The organism is Streptomyces sp. MH60 (genome assembly GCF_002939385.1).
GTDB lineage: Bacteria > Actinomycetota > Actinomycetes > Streptomycetales > Streptomycetaceae > Streptomyces.
The window spans coordinates 375,208-396,494 of the sequence record NZ_MULI01000001.1; the positions used below are offsets into that span (position 1 = coordinate 375,208).

The window sequence follows — 21,287 nt, forward strand, 5'->3', positions numbered from 1 at the left end:
AGAGGAACTGAGTCCGGTGCGCCGCTGCCAGGCCGCCCGCGACCCTGGCCTAGGCAGTTTCGTTCGGATCACCGGGCGGACCAGAGGAAGATGCCCGCGAGGCGGAGTCCAGCCAGCCAGATGATTGCCGTCTCCTCATAGCGGGTGGCAATGCCCCCACTGTTTCAGGCGGTTGACGCACCGCTCGACGGTGTTGCACTGCTTGTAGGCCTCGCGGTCGAAGGCTGGTGGCCTGCCGCTGGTCGGCGGAAACGGGATCTGGCGGCATCGTCCAACACCACCCGGGATGAATTCGCGGGGCTCGTCATGCGTGGGTCTCGGGCTCGCATCCCGAAGGCGGCTCGGGCGAAGACCAGGCCGGGCGTCATCCTGCCTGGTCTTCATCTGTGTTCCGGGGAGGCCGAGGGGTGCGTGGCGCCGTGTCAGCCCGTCAGCAGGGACCGCAGTCGCCGCTTGTCCGGTTTGCCGACCGCGGTCAGGGGGATGGCGGGGACCAGGTGCACGGTCTCGGGGGCGTAGAGGCGTCCCTTGCGGGCGGTGACGAAGGCGCGGATCTCGTCGAGTGACGGCTCGTGTCCGGGGACGGGCACCACGGCGGCGTGGACGTGCTCCACCGATTCCTCGTCCCGGCTGCCGAAGACCGTGCACTGGGCGACGGAGGGGTGGTCCAGGAGCAGGGCCTCCAGCTCCGCGGGATAGACGTGCCCTCCGACGACCACGATCATCTCCTTGATCCGGTCCACGATGAAGAGGTAACCGTTCTCGTCGAGATAGCCGACGTCCCCCGTGCGCACCCAGCCGTCGCGCAGTACCTCACGGGTCAGCTCGGGCTGCTTCCAGTAGCCGTGCATCGCGTAGGGCGAGCGCACCAGCACTTCGCCCGGTGTCCCGGGCGCCAGGGCGGTGCCGTCGGTGTCCTGGACGACGATCTCGACGCCGGGCACGGCCCGGCCGACCGTCGGGTGGCCCTCGCGGCCGGTCAGCTCCTGCTCGTCGGGGCCCGTCTCCGATATGAGCTGCGTCTCGGCCTGACCGTACAAGCCGTACAGCACAGGGCCTAGAAGTTTGGCCGCCTGCCGCAACCTGGCCGGTGCCGCGGCGGTGCCGCCGTAGGTCACGCGGCTCAGGCTGGACAGGTCGGTGGCGGACAGGTCCGGGTGGTCCAGTAGCCGGTACAGCAGAGGCGGCAGCAACCAGGTGTGGGTGATGCGCTCGCGCTCGACCGTGGCCAGCACGTCCCCGGGTTCGAAGTCGTGCCGCAGGACGACCGATCCGCCTTCCAGAAGAGCCGTGTCGGCGAAGATCCCGGCGAGATGGGCGAGCGAGGTGCATGCCAGGAAACGGGGCGGGTCGCCGGCGTCGGTGAGCCTGCGCTCGAGGCTCCGTCGGTAGGAGCCGTGGCTCATTCGGATGCCCTTGGGAATCCCCGTGGTCCCGCCGGTGTAGCCGATGCGCCAGTCGTCGTCCGGACCCACCGGAGCGCGCACGGGACGCACCGGATGCCTACGGGCCGCGGCCAGTACGTCTTCGGCGAACTCGCTCGGGCCCAAGGACAGCACCGGAGGGACACCGGGCAGCGGCAGCAGCTCCCGCGCCACGGCACGCCGCTGTTCGTCCACCAGCAGCAGGGCGCCGTCCACGCTTTCCAGGATGCGGGCCATGACCGATGCGCTCATGCCCTCGTAGAGAACGACCACCCGCGCACCGGTCAGGTTGGCGGCGTAGCGGGCGGCAATGCCGTCGGCACTGTTGCCGGTGAGCAGGCCGACCGTGGCGCCCCTGCCCACCCCGCGCCGTCCCAGTTCCCCGCCGAGCCGGCAGACCTGGTCCCGTAACGCCCCCGCGCTGATCACCGCTCCCTCGGCGGTCGTCAGGACCGGCCGGGACGGTGCGGCGGACAGGACGTCGAGGATCGCCTCCGCGTAGGTGCTGAAGCCCGTCCCGGTGGTGCCGCCTTGTCGGCTCATCGACTGTCTCCCTCTTTCGCGTCTGTGGGCGACTTCGACGCTATGGGCGGGGTTCTTCAGGTGTCCACGACCGGTTTCGGCATGTACTCATGCTGTGTCGGGCATGAGCCGTTCCCCGGCCAGTCGGCGGAAGTCCAGGGCTGCAGGGGAGAGATAGGCGCGCCGGCGCCACACCATGGTCAGCGTCCGGTAGCAGTCCGGGGCGTCCAGTCGAAGCCAGCCGACCGGGCCGTGATCGCCGAGGGCCCGGCGTGCGACGGCCGGCATCAGGCCGATGCCCACACCGGCACCGATGAGTTCGGGAGTGGCTGCGGCCTCGTCGCCTTCGCAGACCACGTGCGGCGTGAGTCCCTCACGGGCGAAGAGCTTCTCCAACAACGCCCGTTGCCAGTGACCGGCACGTGTGCTGACGAAGCCCTCGTCGGCCAACTCGGTCACCGAGACCTGCTCCTGGTCGGCCAGTGGGTGCCCGAGCGGTACGGCCAACAGCACCTCCTCCCGTGCCAGTTCCGTCGAGCACAGCTCGGGGCCGGCCAGCGGCTGGGAGGCGAGGGCGAAATCGACCTCGCCCGAGCGCAGATGCTGTCGCATCGAACCCACCGGGGCCTGGAAGAGGTGCACCCGCACCCCCGGTCGGAGCTCGCGGAACGCGGACAGCACCCCGGCCAGCTGTAGCAGGGTCTCGGCGGCGACCGCGACCCGGCCGGGGCTGCCGCGACCGGCGTCGGCCACCTCCCGCCGGGCATCCTCCAGCTCCGCCAGGGCCCGCTCGACCCGGACCAGGAAGGCGGCGCCGTGCTCGTTGAGACGTATACGGCGGCCTCTGCGGTCGAAGAGTGGAGCGCCGAGTTCTGACTCCAGCCGGATGATGGTCCGGCTCACCGACGGCTGGGCCACTCGGAGTTCCTCCGCAGCCCGGCTGATGTGCTGGTGACGTGCGACGGACTGAAAGTAGCGAAGAGACAGCAGATCCATGTCGGTAGTCTCGTCCGGATCGGATCTGGGTGGGGCGAGGCACCGCCGCTGCGACCGCGGTGATCAACCTCGGGGACGCCCCGCCCCACTCACTTCGCGTCCGCGTAGCACGCCACCACCACCGCCGTCGTGAACGGGAACGGATCGCCGCGACGACGGTGTCGGCCTCCTCCTCGGGACACGATCACCTCGTCGTGCTGGAAGCAGACGAGCTGTCGGGGCCGTGGTCGCCCATGTGGTGGGCACCCAGCACCGAGCCCGGCGCCGTTCCGGTGACCGTCATGCGGCACCCGGCCGCCGCGGTGACCACCGTCGACATTTCCGACCCAGGCACGGGCGCACCCGCGACTCCGGCAGCCTGCCGGGCCTTCTCTGCGTTTCGGGGCCCGCGCTGCGACGCAGCCGTGGTCCGGGTGCGGGCGTCGCAAGAAGACGCCGTGGGTGCGGACGGCGCGCGGGACGCGGGGGGTGAGGACCGAGGGGGCGTCGCCCGGATACCGGCACGGGTGGAGTGTCGGTATTCGAGACTTGCAGTATTCGCCGCAGGGCGAAGCAGCTCCGCACCCGGCTTGGTCACGTCAGCGGAGACAAGGTGTAAGGCTCTCGCCGCAACGGGTGGCTCGTCTCGCCGGCGATGAGGGAGGGGAGCCCGCATGCCCCGGGGTGCCGCCGGGGCGCCGCAGAGTCGCCCGAACCTGGGCTTGTCGGACTGAGTCGCAAACGGCTATCGCTGCCGATAAAAGGAATCGTGCGGGTAGCTGGCCGGATGATGAGGTGGCACGGTGACCAATCACAATGAGGCGGCGGCTGTCCGTCCGTTGACACTCGCCTGGGTGCGCCGGCACCTGGAGGCCGGTGAGCGGATCGTCGGAACCGAGGCGCTGCGGGGCGGCCTCACGGCGGACGTGCGGAGGCTGACCATCGGTACGCCGGACGGTGGCACCCGTGACCTGGTGCTGCGGAGCTTCGTCGACCCGTTTCACCTAGGGCACGCCGAGGACTCGCTGAACAGGGAGGCCAGTGCCCTGACCCTGCTCACGGGGACCGGCGTGCCGGCTCCCGGACTGGTCGCGGTTGATCAGACCGCCGCGTACTGCGAATACCCCTCGCTCCTCATGACACATCTGGCGGGCCGGACGGCCCTCGACGACGAGGGATTGGAGGCGCGCGTCCCCCTGCTGGCCCGCCAACTTGTGGCGATCCACACGGTGCGCCCCGCCGAACGGCCCCGGAACTATGTCGCGTTGACGACCGCCGACACCGTCGCCGTTCCCAGGGGCGCCGACGCGGCGGCTTGGGCCGCCGCTGTCGACGTCATCCGTAGCCCCCCGCCGCCTTACGAAGGGCGGTTCCTGCACCGGGACTTCCAGCCGGGCAACGTACTGTTCGACGTGCCGCCTTTGAGGCCAGCAGATAACCGGATCACGGGGGTCGTCGACTGGGCGGCGACCTCCTGGGGCCCGGCGGATCTCGATGTGGCGCACTGCTCGGTCAATCTCGCGCTGCTGCACGGCCCGGAGTGGGGTCTACGGTTCCCCGAGGCGTATGAGCAGGCTGGCGGGGTGCTGGCTGCGGACGCGAGCGAACGGCTGTACTGGCTGGTCCGGGACGGGCTGGCATCCTCAGAAGAAGTGCAGGTGGTGGCGCAGACATGGCGAGGGGCAGGGAGGACAGAGCTGACGACGCGAGCTGTGGAGGCGCGGCTTGATGCCTATGTCACCGCACTGATGGACGCGCCAGGCTGAGTCAAGGCGGGCCGGGACGCGGAGGCGTCAAGGCGTCCTGTGCCTCGGATTGGCCGGAACGCGGCAATCCGCCGGGCACATCGCTAGCCCTGCGGGGTGTCCCGTCGCGCTGCCAATGTAGTCGGCGTCGATAAGACGGGTGAGTTTCGGCGGGAGCACGAAAGGGTGCTGGTTGACGGCCGGGTAGGTGTGCTCCTGGTCCCGGCTGATGTGGTCCTCGGTGAGCTCGACGATACGGGTTCAGGGGAAGGGCGTAGGGACGGACGAGGGCAGCCGCGCTGCGGACGTCCAGGGGCAACGCCGTATTGCAGGCCAGCACCGCGGCGGCCGGCACCGCGGCGGCCGGCACCGCGATCGTACGGGCCCGGCGGCCGACCTCGGGATGGCGGACCGAGCAGATCACCGCACGGGCGGGGGGCCCGACACCACCCGCATTCCCAGCCCCCGTACCCGGTAGATGCACGTGTCGTCGCCCCACAGCGTCGCGTCCGCCACGGCATAGGGCCCGCGTGCGTCCATACCGGTCTCCACGATGTCCATGTCCACCCGGATCAGCCGGTTGGCGGGGGTGATCTGGCCCCGGTACGTCCACTCCGTCTTCCGGCCGGGCAGCACCGGGTCGAACCGGGGGTGGACGATCCCCTCCGCCGCGCCGCCTTCGATCAGGTGGTACTGGAGCAGCTGGCACATGGCCTCGACCCCCAGGGAGCCGGGCTGCACCGGGTCCTGGAAGAAGTGGGCCCGGAAGAACCAGGCGTCCGGGCGCACGTCCTTCTCCGACCGCAGTCGGCCGAGCCCCGCGCTTCCGCCCTCCGGCCAGCAGCCCGTGACCCGGTCCAACATCAGCAGCATGCGGCCCGGCAGGCGCAGCTCCCCGGCGCAGTAGGAGGCGGGCCGGGCGGTCAGGTCGACCACTCGGTCGCAGGGCTCGTCGAGACGGGCGTGCTCCTCGGCCGGGACCGGCAGCCCTTGCTGGTCGTCGAACGCCGACCGGGGGAAGTAGCCGAAGACCGTGGTGAGTTCGGCGAGGGGCGCGTCGTCGGCCGTGCACACCACGCGGAACGACTCGATGATCATGTCCCCGCTGCGCGAGACACGGGTCAGTTCGGCCCGGGTGCGGATCGTACGCGTCCCGGCGGTGACCTCGCCGGTGACCGTCTTCGCTCCGTCCAGATTGCGGAACAGCAGGTCCTGCTCGCTGGTCGTCGCGCTGCCGGCGTACGAGGCCAGCCACCCGCAGGGCTGCAGCGCGACCTCCATGAGGATCGCGAGCGGCATGCACCGGGACGGGTTCTGCTCGAAGTACCACGCCCGTTCCGGTACGTCGTACTCGGCGACGACGACGCTGCCCTCTCGCATGCCGCCCTGGACGCCGTCCACCGAGACGATCCGGCTCATGAAGTGGTAGGGCGGCCCGGGGAGCCTGGCGACCCTGCGGGTGCCGTCGAAGGGCTCGTACATGGTGCCGAACGCCTCGCTGGGCCGGCCCCAGGCGCATGCCAGCAACGACGCGTAGTCGAAGCGGAACCCATCGGCCGCGACGGCCACCGCCTTTTCCTCCCGGTGCCCGGACAGCCCGCCGAGCCGTGGCGGCGGCACCGGCACTCCGTCCTCCTGCACGGCGGGCGGGCCCGAGCCCCGCCACTGCGACAACGGCCAGTCGGGCACCAGCCGGAGTGCCATGCCGCGCCCCAGGAACGCCTTCCTGCCGTCCACCGACCCGAGGACATCGGCGTGGAGCGTCGGCACCGGCCCGGCCGAGACACCCCGGACGAACACCTCGTAGACGATCCTCCGGGACTCCGGGGTCGCCTGGCCCCGGCACATGGTCCGGGACGGCTGTGTGTCGACCGGCTCGAAACGCCAACCGTCCCGGTCGACGGTGTGGCCCGAGGCCGTCAGATAGAAGGCCATGGCCTGGAGACCGCCCTGGAGCATCAGGGTGCCCGGCATGCAGGGGTCGTTCTTGAAGTGACCGGTGAAGAACCAGTCGTCCGGGGACACCGCCGTCTCGGCGCGCAGATACCCCCGGCCCCACGGTCCGCCGACGGGGTCGAACACGGTGACCTCGTCCAGCAGGCGCAGCCGCTCCCCGTCGAGAAGGGGTGTCCGCACATGGGCCGCCGTCGCCTCCCAGCCCTGCCCGAAGCACTCCGCGGGCGACCCCTGCGCCAGGGCCCGCACCCGGTCCGTACCGAAGCGGGTCCGCTCGCAGCGTACGGCCGGAGGGTCGAACGGAAGGCCGTCGCCGGGAGCGTGCTCGGCCGGGTCCCAGCGCACTCCGCCACTGCTGGCCAGCTCGGCGGGGGTGAAGAAACCAGCTTGGCCCTCGCGGACGCTGAGCCGCAACTCACCGTCCACGTAGCAGTCGTAGTGGAAGAAGGCCAGCCGGACCCCGCCCGCCTCCGCGTGGCCGTCCACATGGATCTCGAAGCGCAGGGTGTCGCCGGGGCGGGGCGGGCCACCATGGAACGTCACCTCGCAGCCGAGCAGGCGGTAGACGCGCTCGCCCCGGTTGAGCAGGTCCGCCCCCAGCCAGCTGAGCAGCAGCAGATCGGCCTGTCCCGCCTCGATCAGCACGCCGGCCGGCATGCGTCCCGTCGCGTCCAGGTACCAGCTGTCGGTCAGGATGTCGGTCTCCGTCCAGATCCGCCCGTCCGTGCGGACCGGTCCCGGCAGGACGAGCGCCGCGGGCACCGCGTCGACGGCGGTGACCCGGTCGGCGAAGAGCATCGGCGGTCCGGGCATCCGGGTCTGCACCGCGTACCGGTCCTGCTCGGCGAAGCGCGGACCGAACAGCGTGGAGATCTTCCCGGAGGCATGGTGCTCCAGCTGGGCCCGGTCGAACACCGGCTTCGCCTCCGGGACAGGGACCGGATCCGGAGCCGTGCCGGGGCGCGCGGCTGATACCGGGCCCCGCGGTCGTACGGGGGCGGACGCGGCGCACGGCGGTCGTACGGGGAGGGCGGCGGACGGCGGTACGGAGGCAACGCCTCCCGGGGGCAGGGAAATCGCCGCGCGTCCGGCGTCCGCCCTGCCGCCCGCCGTCAGCGCCGTGACGGCCAGCGTGGACACGTGCAGGAACCGCCGGTGGGCCTCCGCGTGCGCGGCCATGATCTCCTGGTGCACCAGGGCAGCCCGCCGGCTCTGCCGGGCGACCGTGCCCGCGACCCCGGGCGCCGGGGACGCCGGGTCGGACAGCCGGGCCACCGGCCCCACCGCGGCAGCGGGTACGGCGGCTACCGGGGCACCGTACCGTTCCGCGGGAGCGGGCCGCTCCGCCGGCACCGGCGCCAGCTCGGGGGCCCGGGGCAGAACGGTCACGGCGGGCTCCAGGGGCGGCAGGCAGGGCGTGGGGGGTACGGCAACGGTGACGGTCGGTCCGGGGGCCGGGAGACCGGTAGCGGCCTCGGCGAGCCGGGCGGTCAACGCGTCGGCCCGCACCTGCACCCCGGCCACCACGAGTTCGCCGACGGCCAGGCACAGATTCCGCAGCCCGGGGTCGTCCGGGGTGTCCAGCGCGACGGCCACATACTCCCGGTCCCCGAGGACCCGCTTGATCCAGCCGGTGCACAGCTTCCGGGGCCCGTGCTCCACGAAGACGCGGACACCGTCCGCCCACGCCCGCTCGATCGTCGCCGCGAAGTCGATCGTGCCCAGTCCCTGAGCGGTGAGCGCTTCGGCGGCCCGCTCAGTCGTCGGACGGTACGCCCGGCCGGTGGCCCCGCTGTAGAACCGGACCCCCGGCACCTCGACCGTGGGGCGGCGGTGGGCCTCGCGCCACACCTCGCGGACCTCCGCCAACTCCGGGGCGTGGGCGGCCATGTCGTAGTCCAGCTCGATCGCCCGGTCCACGCCCAGCCGGGTGACCACGGCCGCGCACGCCCCGGACTCGCCGCCGACGACGCAGACCCCGGGCGCGTTCACCGCCATCAGATGGACCGCCCGCTCTCCGGCGAGCTCCGCGCGGACGGCCTCCAGCGGCGCGGCGACCAGATAGCTCGACCAGCGGTCGCCGCCGATGCCGCGCTGCCGCCAGTAGCGCCGCACCGCCCGCAGCTCACCCGTGAGTTCCGTGGTGAACAGCCCGCTCTCCCGCGTCGCCTCGTACAGCCCCGAGGCGTCCGGCCACGCGCCCAGCGCGACCAGTGCCGTCGACTCGCCCGAGGAGTAGCCGATCGCGGCGTCCGGCCGCAGGCCCAGCACCTCACGGCTGAACACCGTGTGGAAGACCGCCAGTTCGGCGACGGACCAGATCTGGCCGAGCACCCCGGGCCCCGCCCCGGAGCGCAACCGCGTCCCGATCGCCCGGTGCCCCGCACGGACGCTCTCGCCCAGCGACGGGCACGCCAGCGTCAGCGCCTGACCCATCCCTGGGTACGCGGCCGAGCCGTTGGTGTACACGAAGGCGGTCTCTCCGCCGACCGGCGCGTCCCGGTACAGGACATCCGCCGGGCGGGCACCACCCTCCGCCAGCCAGCGACGGGCCGCTTCGCGGCGCTCCGCCCAGGCGGTGCCGCCGTCCGCCACGAGAGCCAGCCGGGCCGGGCCCGCCGAGGACTCGGTCCCGGCCTCCAGGGCGGCCAGCACCTCCGCGCGGTCCGCCCCGGAGAAGACGCGCAGGCGCGGGGCGGACCCCGGCAGCCACGGCCAGGGGTCCCCGGCGCGCAGCCGGACGCTCATGGCCGGCCCCTCCATCGGTACGGCGACGGCCCGCGCGGTGTGGGTGACGGCCGCCGTGTCGGCGGGCGCGTCGAGGCGGGGGACCGCGCGGTGCTGGAGCGAGAGCGCCGCGACGGCGACGGACACCAGCCCGGATGCCGCATGGGCGCGCCCGAAGGCGGACGACGGATCGAATGCCGCGTCCGGGCCGTCGCCGATGACCATGTCGGGTTCGTCGCCGGCTTCCTCGTCCAGCACGGCGACGACGGTGTCCCCGTCCCGGCGGGCGGCGTCCAGCAGCTTGAGGACCAGGACGACCGCCGCGTCACCGGGCTCCACGCCGGGAGCGGACTCCCGCACGGCGGCCCGGTGGACCGCCTCGCAGGACAGGTCGGTGGCGCCGACGAGCGCCGCGTCGACCTCCCCCGACCGCAGGGCGCGGGCCGCGGCCTCCAGCGCCACCAGCCCGGACGCCTCCTCGGCGGACACCGTGAAACTCGGTCCCGCCAGGTCCAGTTGGGTGCTGATGCGGTTCGCCGCCAGGTTCGGCATGCTGCCCACCACCCCCTCCGCCGTCATGGGCGGGGTGAAGGCGTCCCGGGCGAGGTCCGCCGACGCCGCGGTGACGGGCACACCCGACTCCTCCAGCCAGTGGGGAATCCGCCAGCGCGCGCCCGCCCGGGCCACCTCCGGGTCCACGCCGGTACCGATGACCACCATGGTCCGCTCCCGGGGCAGGTTCACCGTCCGGGCCGCCTCCCGGGCGGCCTCCAGCACCAGGAGCTGATGGCGTACGGTCCGCTCCAGGGCCAGCGGGGGGAAGCACAGGCCCGTCAGCCGCACGGCGATCTCCGCGACCGGGCCGCGCCGTTCACCGCCCAGCACCGCCCGGCGGAGGTCCTCGACCGATGTCCCCTCCCCGACCCGCGCCCCGATGGCCACGATCGCCACGGGTACCGCGCAGGCCCCGGGCGTACGGTCGCCCGGCGCACCGCCGTCGGCTGCCGCGGCCGGGATGTCCGGCGCGTCGGGTCCCGGAACCGGGGCCCTCGGTGCCCGGTCCGCCGGTGCGGCCCGCCGCGCGGTGGACCGCGGTCCGTACGCCGGCCGGGACACGGAGGGCGGGGGAGCGTCGTCCGGGTCGTCGAGGAGCAGGTGGGCGTTGGTCCCGCCGAACCCGAACGCGCTGACCGCCGCCCTGCGGGGCCCCACCCACTCCTCCGCCGTGTCCAGCACGCGCAACGGCGTGCCCGACAGGGCGTCCAGCGGCCGACGCGCGCCGAGTGTCGCCGGGCGCACCCCGGCGCGCATCGCACCCAGCACCTTCAACAGCCCCGCCCCGCCCGCCGAGGCCAGCAGATGCCCGATGTTCGACTTCGCCGAACCGATCGGCACATCGTCGGCGGCCCCGAAGACCCGGGCCATGCCCCGCGCCTCCACCGCGTCGCCGACCGGGGTTCCCGTCGCATGGCACTCGACGAGCGACACCGACTCGGGAGCGACGCCCGCCGCCTCGTACGCCAGACGCATCGCCCGCACCTGGCCCTCCTCGGACGGGCTGATCAGACCGGACCCCCGCCCGTCGTTGGACAGCCCCACCCCGCGGATCACGCCGAACACGGGGAGCCCCGCCGCGCGGGCCTCGGAGAGCCGCGTCAGGGCGACGAACCCGGCGCCCTCGCCGTGCACCAGCCCGTCGGCGTCCCGGTCGAAGGGGCGGCTGCGCCCCGTACGGCTCGTCGCGGACAGCCCGCAGAACCCCACGTGCAGGTAGAGAGGGTCGGGCCGGCTGACCGCACCGGCCACCATCAGGTCGGCCGTGCCGTCGTGCAAGCGGTCGCACGCCAGCTTGATCGCGTACAGCGAGGAGGCGCAGGCCGCGTCGAGGGACCACGCCCCGGCCCCGAGCCCGAGCGCGCGGGCCGCGATCAGGGCCGGGAGGCCGGAGGAGAAGCGGTTGCGGGCATCGGGGCGAGGGTGGCGTCCACCCGTCAGCAGCGCTTGGCGGAGCGCCGGGCGCTGCGCCGACAGCCAGACGTGTTCGGCGAAGGCCGCCCCGGTGGGGGTGGGGTACGACAGGTTGCCCAGGATCAGCCCGCCGCGCCGCAGCGGTGTGGTGCGGCCCGCCTCCGTGAGCGCCTGTCGTACCCCGTACAGCACCCAGTGGAAGAGCGGGTCCAGCGTCGCGATCCGCTCCGGGGGGAGGAGGAAGCCTTCCGGGTCGAAGACGGATTCGAATCCTTCGACGTACCCCCCGATGTCGGTCCAGGTGCGGTCGAGGTGGTCGTCCACCGTTCCCATGACCCGGTGCCGCGGCAGCCGCCACCGGCCTTCCGGGGCCGCCGTCAGACTCGTCCGCCCGGCGGCGACGTTCTCCCAGAACCCGTCCGGGTCCAGTGCGCCGGGCAGGACACAGCCCCGGCCGACGATGGCGATCGGTTCGAAACGCATGCGGGTCTCACTTCACGGCGGGGTGCAGAGGGCGGGTTCACACAGGAGGGAAAGTGCCCGGTCAGGAGGGACGGCTGACGAGTTCGACGCCGGTCAGTTCCAGCAGGACGGACCCGTCGGGACCCATCAGCGCGGCGTCGCAGCGTGCCCCGGTGTCGTGGACCTTCCGTCCCCGCACCACACAGCGCACGGCGTCGTCCACCGGGCCGCGCCGGTACACCCCGCACTCCGCGACGGCCATCGGCAGGGTCGCGGTCCCGAGCACCTTCTCGCCCCACAGCAGCGCGAGTTGGAGCGCGCCGTCCACGGCGGCCGGATCCAGCGGACCGTGCCCGCCCGGCCAGCCCAGGGACCGCAGGCCCGCGACCGTCGCCTCCGCCCCGTGCTCCGACACACCGCGCACTTCGCGCAGGGCCTGGAACCGGGGGCCGTGGAAGAGGACGCCCCCGTCGTACGGCGCGGTCACGTCGAGCGGCTTCAGGTCCGCCGGAGTGTCCCAGGAGGACCGGTCCGGCACTCCGTCGCCGGTGTCCACGACGGCACGGAAATGCGCCGGGCCCTCCTCGCCCCGCAGCTCCGCCTCCAGCCCGGCCGGGGAGCCGGGCGCGCCCCGGCTGCCGAGCACGGTGAGCCGGTGGCCCACGCCTTCCAGCTCCGGCAGGTCGTACTTCCGGTACACCCGCAGATCACGCAGGACGAGCTGCCCCTCGGCCGGCAGCCAGGCTGCCGCGGCGCCCGCGAACCAGTTCAGGACCAGCGCCACGGGCAGCACCGGGACACCGGCGGGCGCGTGGTCGGCCAGCTGCGGCAGGGTGTCCGAGCTGACCAGCACCTGTGCGCGCAACCGCTCGTCCGCGACGGCCGGCCCGTCGCCCGCCGTCAGCACGACACGGGCCTCGCCGGCCGCACCGTCCAGTTCGGCGGTGCAGGCCGCGGCCCCCTGGGGCGGGGGGATGAGCGGCACCCCGGCCCGGCCGAAGTGCGCGGCCAGGGCCGGGGTGACCATGCCGCCCTGCCAGGGGCCCCAGGCCACGCAGCGCACCAGGCAGCCGGGGCGGCGAGCCTGCTCGGCCGACGCGACCTGCTGGAGGACCTCATTGGCCATGGCGTAGTCGCTCTGGCCCGCGTTGCCGAACACGGCGGCCACCGAGGAGAACAGCAGAATCGTGTCCAGGGGATCGTCCGCCGTCGCCGACAGCAGCGCCCGCAGGCCGTCCACCTTCGTGGCCATGACCAGCTCGGCCTGCTCGTCGGTCTTGTCCGCGATCCGCTTGTCGGCGAGCACGCCCGCCCCGTGCACGATGCCGGTCACCGGCCCCCACGTCGTGCGTACCTCGCGCAGTGCCGCGGTGAGGGCGTCGGCGTCGCGGACATCCACCCTGACGTACAGGGCGGGCGAACCGGCGGCCTCCAGCCCGGCCAGCGTCGCCCGTACTTCGCGGGCGGCGAGAATCCTCCGGGCCTCCTCCGCGATCCGGGCGGGCGAGGACCCCTCCGCATCCCGGGCCCGCTCCGCGAGCAGCCGGGTGAGGGCCCGTTCGTCGGTGGCCGATGCCAGGCCGGCGGGCTCGGCGGCGGCCTCCGTCCGTCCGAGCAGGACGATCCGCGGCCGGTGGGTCCTGGCCAGGTCGAGCAGCGCGGCGGCGGTCACCCCGCGGGCGCCGCCGGTGGCCACGATCACGGAGTTCTCGCCGACGCGCGGGGCGCCGCCGGGTGCGAGCGGGCCGGGCACCATCCGCAGCAGGGCGCGGGTGCCGTCCGCGCGAAGGCCGACCTCCGTGTCGGCTCCGCCTTCGAGCAGTTCGCACACGATCGCGTCGGCGACCTCTTCGTCATCCCGCTCGCCCCGCTCGCAGTCGAGGACCCTCACCTGGATGTCCGGCCACTCCTTCGCGGCGGTCCTCGCCAGTCCGGCCGTCCCGCCCAGCCACGCACGGCCGGGCGCGTGTCCGCCGAGCCCGAAGTCGCCGCCGGTGTCCTGGACGGTGACGAACAGGCCGCCGCCCCCGGCCGCCCGCGGTGCCAGCGCGCGCGCCGCGCGGAGCGCCGAGCGGTGGACCTCCCGGGCCTCGTCCGGTGTGCCGTTCGCGGAGAGGCCGCCGAGGTGGATGACGCCGCGCGCCCCTTCGGGCACCTCCGCCACGGCGGTGGCGTCCACACCGCGCTCCGCCAGCTTCCGGGCCACGAGGCCGACGACCGGGCACCCGGCCACGTCCTCGCCGCTCACCACGACCGGCCCGTCCAGCAGCCCCGCCGTGGCCAGCCCGGACGCCGGTGACTCCACCATGCGCGGCACCAGCCGCGTCAAGGGTGCCCACCCGTCCGCCCCCGCCTCATCGGCGGACCGCTCGGATCCGGCGCCCCGTACGGCCGGGGCAGCGACGGTCGTGGAGAACGGGGCCTCCTCACGAGCCTTTGCCGGGGAGGGTCCGAACGCGTCCGCGCGGGGCGCGGGCACGGCAGGGACGTCCGGCTCCGGCGCGGCCCCGGCGGTCCGGGCGCCGGAGGCGAGTGCCGCGGTGATCTCGCGCAGGGTACGGAGCTTGCCGAGCTGTCCGGCGTCCCCGGCCGCCAGGTCGCCCACCCGGCGGCGGACGGCCGACAGAATCTCGACCCGCTTGATGGAGTCGACGCCCAGGTCCGCCTCCAGATCCATGTCCACGTGCAGCATGGCGGTCGGATAGCCGGTGAGGTCGGCCACCACCGACAGGAGCAACTCCTCCAGCTCGGAGGGAGACAGCTCCGAGGCAGTGAGCTCCGACGCCGATGGGTCCGGCGCCGACGCGTCCCCTGCCGGTGCTTCGGTCGGCACGGCCGGCTCCGATGCCGAGGGGCGCACCGCGTCGCTCGCCGGAGGGGCGCTCGCCTCCGGCACGGGATACGGCGCCGCGGCCCCGACGACCGCCGCGGGAGCCGGCGCCGCCACCGGGGGCGCCACGGCGGCCGGTACGTCGAGCGGGCCGACGGAGCGGGGCAGCGGCAGCGGAGCGGGCGCTGCCATGTCCGGGACCGCGCCCGGGACCGGCGCACCGAGCAGCGCGGCCAGGGTGGTCTCGGTCATCCTCAGGAAGGCCATGTGGCTGTCGGTCAGCAGACGTTGACAGGCGAGGTGGGTCTCGGCCGTCTGCCGGTGGATGCTCTCGACGACGAGCTGCCGATCGCCGCCGATGACCGGGCCGGCGTCAGCCGGCGCCTCCGCAGGGTGCGACGGCCCGAACTCCTGCTGCGAGGACTCGGCAGCCGGCACGTGTACCGGTGGCAGTGGCACGTCGGCGGGGACCTGCGAGGGCAGAGCGACCGCCGGTGCGGGGGCGGCGACAGCCGGTACGGCGTCGGGGCGCGGCCGGTGTTCCGGGGCGTGCGTCGGTTCGACGTGCGGGGTTCCGGAGGGCGGAAGCTGACCGTAGTTGGCTCCACTGATCTTCACGGTCATTCGGGGCTCGCGCTCCTTCGCTGGTGTTCCGGGCGATGCGTAGGGGGTCCAGAGGGGGATGAGGTCGAGGGGCACGCCCCGTACGGCGAGTGCACCGAGCGCGGCGTGGAAGGTGTCGGCGCCCGCCCCGGCCGGCCGGTCGAAGGGCACCGCCGCGTGCTCGCGGTCGCCGAGGATCTGCCCGACCAGGCCAGTGAGCGTGGCGCCCGCGCCGACCTCCACGAAGGTCCGCACGCCCGCCGCGTACATCGCCTCGATCTGGTCCTGGAAGAGGACCGGCGAGGCGAGATGACCGGCGACCCGGCGGCGCACCGCGTCGGGGCTGGAGGGGTAGGGCGCCGCGTCCGTGTTGCCGTAGACCTCGATCCGGGGTTCCGAGAACGTCACCGTGCGCAGGTGGGCGGCGAGCGGCTCGACAGCCGGGGCGACCAGCGGGCTGTGGAAGGCGGTCGACGCGGACAGCCCGCGGGAGGCGATCCCCGCGGCCGAGAAGGCGCTCCTCGCCCTTTCGACCGCCGCCGCCGAACCGGAGAGCACCGTCTGACGGGGCGAGTTGTGGTTGGCCGGCCAGATGTCTTCGAAGCCACCGCCGGCCAGTACCTCCGCCACGCGTACGCGGTCCGCCGCCACCGCCAGCATCGCGCCCGGGGTGGCCGCCGCCTCCCGCATCAGCTCGCCGCGGCGACGCGCCAGCCCGACCAGCGACTCCGCGTCCAGGGCGCCCGCGCAGTGCAGTGCCACCAGTTCGCCGAAACTGTGGCCTGCCACGCAGTCCGGCCGCAGCCCCAGTTCCCGCACCACCGCCAGCAGCGCGAGCGCGTGCACCGCCAGCGCCGGCTGAGCCCACTCGGTGGCGTTCAGCAGGGCCGCTCGGGCGGCGCGCTCCTCCTCGGTGAAGGCGGGCGGCGGGAACACGGCCCGGTGCAGGGGCCTTCCGTCGAAGCGGGTGGAGCCCAGCCGGTCCCACACGGCCTGCGCGGCCGGGGCCAGCATCGCGAGCTCGGCCCCCATCCCGACGTACTGGGAGCCCTGCCCGGGGAACAGGAAGCCGATGCGGCCGGGCGCGGACTCCCCGTACGCGTACCGGATTCCGGCCGGGGCCGAGAACGACGCCTCGGGCCGCCGCCGGATGTGCGCGAGCGCCTGCGCGTACTTGCCCCGCAGGTCATCGGTGTCGGTGGCGACGACGGCCAGCCGCACCCGCGCGGTGGGCGAGAACGCGGCGTGGCTCTCCCTCGCCAGCGCGGTCAGCGGCCGTCCGTCCTCCGGCAGTCGTTCCTCAAGGGCGGACGGCGAGGCGGCGGCGAACAGGACCAGCTCGCTCGACGCCGTGCGGTGGCGCAGGGCAGGGCGGCCCGTGGTCGTCGGCGCGGGGCGCGCGGGGGCGTCTTGGCGCGTGCCCGACGAGGGGGTGGGCACGGTCGGCGGGGTGTACTCCTCCAGTGTGACGTGGAAGTTGCTGCCGCCGAAGCCGAAGCTCGACACCGCCGCCCGGCGCGGATGACCGGCCGGCCGCACCCACGGCCGGGCCCGCGTGTTCACGTAGAACGGGCCGTGAGGGGCCGCGGCCGCCGGGTTCGGCCGTTTGACCTTGACTGTGGGCGGGAGCACTTTGTGATGGAGGGCCATCACTGCCTTGAGCAGCCCCGCCGCACCCGCCGCGCACTTGGTGTGCCCGATCTGCGACTTCACCGAGCCGATCGCGCACCACTGGCCGTCAGGACGTCCCGAAGCGCCGAACACCGCGTTGAGCGCGGCCAGTTCCGCGGTGTCCCCGGCCTTCGTGCCGGTGCCGTGCGCCTCGACCAGCTCCACGGTCTCCGGCGGGTAGCCGGCCTCCTCGTACGCGCGTCGCAGGGCCCGTTCCTGTCCCTCGGGCAGCGGGGCGTAGATCGCTGTGCTCCGGCCGTCCGACGAGGTGCCGATGCCCCTGATCACGGCGTGGATCCGGTCGCCGTCGCGCTCCGCGTCGGACAAACGCTTCAGGGCGTACATCACGACCGCCTCACCGAGCATCGTGCCGTCCGCCGCCTCCGCGAACGGGCGGCAGTCGCCGCTGGGGGAGAGCGCGGGCGTCTTGGAGAAGCACAGGAACATGCCGATGTCGTTCCCGGTGTCCACGCCGCCGCTGATGATCAGGTCGGCCCGGCGGAGGGACAGTTCTCCGACCGCCGTCGACAGGGCGGCCAGCGAGCTGGCACAGGCGGCGTCGGTGGTGTGGTTGACGCCGTGCAGATCGAACCGGTTGGCGATCCGTCCCGCGACGACGTTGCCCAGCAGCCCCGGGAAGGTCGACTCGCGCCACGGCTCGAAGCGGGCGGCGATGCGGTCGCACACGGCGTGCGCCTCGGCCTCGCCGAGCCCGCTCTCCCGCAGCCCCGCCAGCCACGCGGGGCGCTGGGAACGCCCGTACATGTGCGGCAGCAGTTCGAGGGCGGCCGCCCCGAGGACTACGCCGGTCCGGTCCCGGTCGATCCCGGACGTCCCGCCGGCGTCCCTCAGCACCTGGTCGGCGACCATGAGGGCGAGCAGCTGGGAGGAGTCCGTGGCCGGCAGATTGGCGGGAGGCACCCCGTAGGCCATCGGGTCGAAGTCCACCTCGGGAAGGAAGGCGCCCCGGCGGGCGTACGTCTTGTCGGGGGCGGCCGGGTCCGGATCGTAGTGGTCCTCCACCCGCCAGCGGGAGGCGGGGACCTCGGTGATCAGGTCGCGGCCGCCGGTCACGACCCGCCAGTAGCCGGCTGCGTCCGTGGCGCCCGGAACCAGTGCCCCGACGCCGACCACGGCGATGGGGACCTGGCGGGGGGTGGAGCCGGACATGGTCTCTCCTCGGGGTCGGGCGGCGGCGTACGGTGCTGCCGCGGCGGGGCCGCTCATGCCAGCTCACGCGGCGTGTAGGTGAACGCCTCGGAGGGCAACGGAACGCCGTACGTGCGCAGTTGGTGGGCGCGGGTGAGTGTCGCGGCCCCTTCCAGCAGGTTGAGGGCGATCTGCGTCACGGACCGGTGGAGCGGTTCCGCCAGGAAGGTGCCGGCCGCCCACCGGTTGAACGCGCCCATCGCCGGTCCGCACCAGATCTGGTAGTCGGCCCGCCGCGCGCTCTCCCCGGTGATCGCCCACCGGCTGGAACTGCCCAGGTACCAGCGGAACACCAGGGCCATGCGGTGCCGGGGGTCGGCCTCCGCACGGACGGTCTCCGCCGGATCGCGCTCCTCCCAGAAGGCACGCGTGCGCTGCCAGATCTCCTCGAACGGGGCGCCCAGCACGTCGCGTTCGATGGCGGTACGCAGCGCGGGCGGGATCTCCTCCAGCGAGCCGTGGTCACGGTAGGCCGTGTACAGGCGGCCGGCCCGCCGGGCGAACATCGTGCCCCGCGACAGCACTTGCAGCTTCACGCCCAGCTCGAACATGTCGGCCGACGGCGCCATGGCGACATCGGCGACGTCCGCGTCGCACAGCATCGCCTTGGCCTCGTCGGACAGACCGGCCTCGATCGCCGTCTGGTTCACCGAACCGGTGACGACGTAGGACGCGCCGAGTGCGAAGGCGGCGGCCACCGCGTCCGGGGTGCCGAGGCCCCCGGCCGCTCCGAGGCGGACCGGCCACCGGTACCCGAACCGCCGGCAGACCGTGTCGCGCAGGGCGGCGATCCGCGGCAGCAGGACCGACAACGGCCGGTTGTCGGTGTGCCCGCCGCTGTCCGCCTCGACGGTGATGTCCTCGGCCACCGGCACCAGGGCCGCCAGGGCCGCCTCCTCGCGGGTCAGGCTCCCCCGCGCGAGCAGAAGGTCCAGCAGAGCGGGCGGGGCGGGGGAGAGGAACCTCTCGGCCACCTCGGGACGGGAGAGCTTCGCGAGCAACCGCGTACGCCGGACGACGCCGCCGTCCGCACCCCGGCGCAGGCCCTGCGCCGAGCACAGGACGACCGCTGGGGTCAGCTCCATGAACGCCGACACCGAGATCCGGGGAACACCGCAGCGCAGCAGAAGCTCCGCGACCCGCCACTCCAGCTCCGGTTCGGCCGGTGAGTGGATGAGATTGACTCCCCAGTTTGTGCGGGACCCCAGCTCCTGTGCCAGGGAGTGCACAGCCCGCTCCACCTCCGGGAGGGGCAGGCCGCCCGCACCGAAGAAGCCGATCATCTCCGCCCGCGCCATCGCCGCGACCATGCCGGTGGTCGCGATGCCGTTCGCCATCTCCCCCGCCACATAGGGGAAGCGGACGCCGTGCGCCTCGCAGAAGGTCCGGCCGCCGAGCCACTCGGGGTACAGCGGCGGCAGCGTGCCGAGCACCGGACCGGCGGGCGGTGCCCCGGTCGCGAGGCCGAGCTGTCGGCCGTCCGGCCCGCTGACGACGTGCACGGGTTCCCGGATCAGCCGGACACGGTCGGCGATCCCTTCGGGGGAGAAGACCGGCGGGCGCGCGGCAAGGGCGCGGGGAGCGGCGAGAACGGACACGGAAGCTCCAACGGGACGGGACGGTTGCTGCTGGTCGGGCGTACGCCGTCGGCGACGTACGGGACGCTCAGGCGCACGGGGTGGGCGCAGGGGCGGATGGGGTGCCCGGGGGCCGGGGGATCGCCCCGCTCCTGGGGGCCAGTCCGGACCACAGCCGATCGAGACCGACCGGAGCGCAGACCGCCGCCGGACCGAGCAGGGTCCTCACCCGGGTGTCGTCGAACCGCCGCCGGTGGGTGAGGTAGGCCGTGATGCCCGGGTAGAAGTCGATCATGGCCTCCAACGCCGACGGGTCCTGCGGCTTGGCGTCGACCAGGTCGATCGAGAGGGGGACGAGCCGTTCCAGCAGGGCGACGACAGTGGGCACGGGGACATCGCGGTCATGGACGACGTGGTACGTCTCGACCCCGCGTGAGGACGGTGAGGACGGCAGTTCGGACAGGCGGACCATGACGTCGGCCGCGTGCTCCACCGGGAGCAGGTTCAGCCGCCCGCGCTGGTGCCCCACCGTCCGTACCCGGGGCCGGCCCCCGGGGCCCGGGGACCCGGGAGTGCCGCGGGAAGGACCGTCCGGGGCTCCGGTGGGAGGGCTCGTGACGGTCGGTGGTGCGGCGACGGTGGCGCGTCGCGCGTCGCGCAGGATGCGCTCGACGACCTGCAGTGGGTGCGAAGGCAGCTCCGGGTGCGGGGGCACGTCCGTGACGAGGATGCTCGGCCGCAGCACCAAGGCCGGTCGCCCGTGCTCGCGGGACCAGGCGTGAACCAGCAGCTCCGCCTCGTACTTGGACTGTTCGTAGGCGTTCTCGAAACCGGCGCCGTCGTCCAGTTCGTCCTCGTACACCACCCCGGTGCGCCGCGCGCCGGCCACGAACGCGGTGCTCACATGGCGCACCACCGGTTCCGCGCGCCCGGCGGCCGCCAATTCCAGAACGTGGCGGGTGCCTTCGACATTGGTCCGTCGCAGCTCGGGAAGGTCCCCCTCCAGATGGATGCTTCCCGCGCTGTGCCAGATCGCGTTGAGGCTGTCGGCCAGCTCCCGGAACGCCCGTGCGGACAGGCCCAGCCGGGGCAGCGCCAGATCGGTCTCCACCACCCTCAGCCGCTCCGGCAGTCCTGCGAGGAACGCGCGCGGCGCACCCGTCAGTTCGAGGGAACGGGTGATGCGGTGCAGCGCATCGCCCGAACCGGCGTGGGCCAGGACCGTCACCCACGTGTGCGTGTCGAGCAGACGACGTAACAGGCGCAGTCCGAGGAATCCGGTGGCGCCGGTGAGTGCGACGTGCACGAGCGTGGCTCCCAGAGCGGTGAGAAGGGCGGTCCCCCGCCGTGCGGGGCGTGCGGAGGCGGAGCACCGGCGGTGCGGCGGACCGGAAGCGCAAACGAGCGGCACGGCGTCGACCGTCCCGCGGCGCGGGTCGTCGCCGACGGTCGCACCGCGCACGGTCCGGATCATCCCGCCGATCCGGTGCTGCCGGCGCCCACCGGCTCTTCCGACGCCCGTCCCGGACGGGGCTCACCAGGCCTTCGAGCCCTGGTGATCTCCGGCGCTTTCCACACAATGGCAGACGGCGGACGGAACACGCCCACTGATCCGTCC

The 21,287-nt window shown here is 73.7% G+C and carries 8 protein-coding genes and 1 pseudogene; 1 reads left to right on the plus strand and 8 read right to left on the minus strand.

Annotated features, from left to right (window positions below; genetic code table 11):
- Positions 1-68: 68 nt before the first annotated feature.
- The 4 genes and pseudogenes from BZZ08_RS39230 to BZZ08_RS38680 form a co-directional block, all read right to left on the minus strand.
- A pseudogene (locus BZZ08_RS39230) lies at positions 69-237 on the minus strand (IS5/IS1182 family transposase); the annotation flags it as partial.
- 185 nt (positions 238-422) lie between these two features.
- Entirely contained in the window at positions 423-1,967 is a 1,545-nt protein-coding gene (locus tag BZZ08_RS01770; RefSeq protein WP_104630304.1) for an AMP-binding protein, read from the minus strand.
- Positions 1,968-2,054: 87 nt separating this feature from the next.
- Positions 2,055-2,942, minus strand: coding sequence for a LysR family transcriptional regulator (locus BZZ08_RS01775; protein ID WP_104630305.1), 888 nt, complete (start codon positions 2,940-2,942; stop codon positions 2,055-2,057).
- A 184-nt stretch (positions 2,943-3,126) separates the two neighbouring features.
- Entirely contained in the window at positions 3,127-3,276 is a 150-nt protein-coding gene (locus BZZ08_RS38680; protein ID WP_157953299.1) for a hypothetical protein, read from the minus strand.
- A gap of 448 nt (positions 3,277-3,724) precedes the next feature.
- Here BZZ08_RS38680 and BZZ08_RS01785 point away from each other — a divergent pair, with 448 nt between their 5' ends.
- Positions 3,725-4,687 carry a phosphotransferase family protein gene (locus BZZ08_RS01785; RefSeq protein WP_104630307.1) on the plus strand — a complete coding sequence of 321 codons (963 nt, stop codon included), beginning with the start codon at positions 3,725-3,727 and terminating at the stop codon, positions 4,685-4,687.
- Between the two features lie 399 nt (positions 4,688-5,086).
- Here the strand turns inward: BZZ08_RS01785 and BZZ08_RS01790 are convergent, their stop codons facing one another.
- The 4 genes from BZZ08_RS01790 to BZZ08_RS01805 all read right to left on the minus strand — a co-directional run bounded on the left by BZZ08_RS01790 (position 5,087) and on the right by BZZ08_RS01805 (position 20,975).
- Complete coding sequence (locus tag BZZ08_RS01790) at positions 5,087-11,800, minus strand: type I polyketide synthase (RefSeq protein WP_104630308.1); 6,714 nt, start codon at positions 11,798-11,800, stop codon at positions 5,087-5,089.
- 61 nt (positions 11,801-11,861) lie between these two features.
- Entirely contained in the window at positions 11,862-18,053 is a 6,192-nt protein-coding gene (locus BZZ08_RS01795) for a type I polyketide synthase (RefSeq protein WP_198601215.1), read from the minus strand.
- Between the two features lie 53 nt (positions 18,054-18,106).
- The gene (locus tag BZZ08_RS01800) at positions 18,107-19,690 is read right to left on the minus strand and encodes a PfaD family polyunsaturated fatty acid/polyketide biosynthesis protein (RefSeq protein WP_104630310.1); all 1,584 of its coding nucleotides are present in this window, start codon (positions 19,688-19,690) and stop codon (positions 18,107-18,109) included.
- A gap of 67 nt (positions 19,691-19,757) precedes the next feature.
- The gene (locus tag BZZ08_RS01805) at positions 19,758-20,975 is read right to left on the minus strand and encodes an SDR family oxidoreductase (RefSeq protein ID WP_198601216.1); all 1,218 of its coding nucleotides are present in this window, start codon (positions 20,973-20,975) and stop codon (positions 19,758-19,760) included.
- Positions 20,976-21,287: the final 312 nt, after the last annotated feature.

Bases quoted from the DNA above. Each gene is read 5' to 3' on its own strand.
- BZZ08_RS01795 (WP_198601215.1), bottom strand. From the start codon at position 18,053: ATGTCCGGCTCCACCCCCCGCCAGGTCCCCATCGCCGTGGTCGGCGTC.
- BZZ08_RS01790 (WP_104630308.1), bottom strand. From the start codon at position 11,800: ATGCGTTTCGAACCGATCGCCATCGTCGGCCGGGGCTGTGTCCTGCCC.
- BZZ08_RS01775 (WP_104630305.1), bottom strand. From the start codon at position 2,942: ATGGATCTGCTGTCTCTTCGCTACTTTCAGTCCGTCGCACGTCACCAG.
- BZZ08_RS01770 (WP_104630304.1), bottom strand. From the start codon at position 1,967: ATGAGCCGACAAGGCGGCACCACCGGGACGGGCTTCAGCACCTACGCG.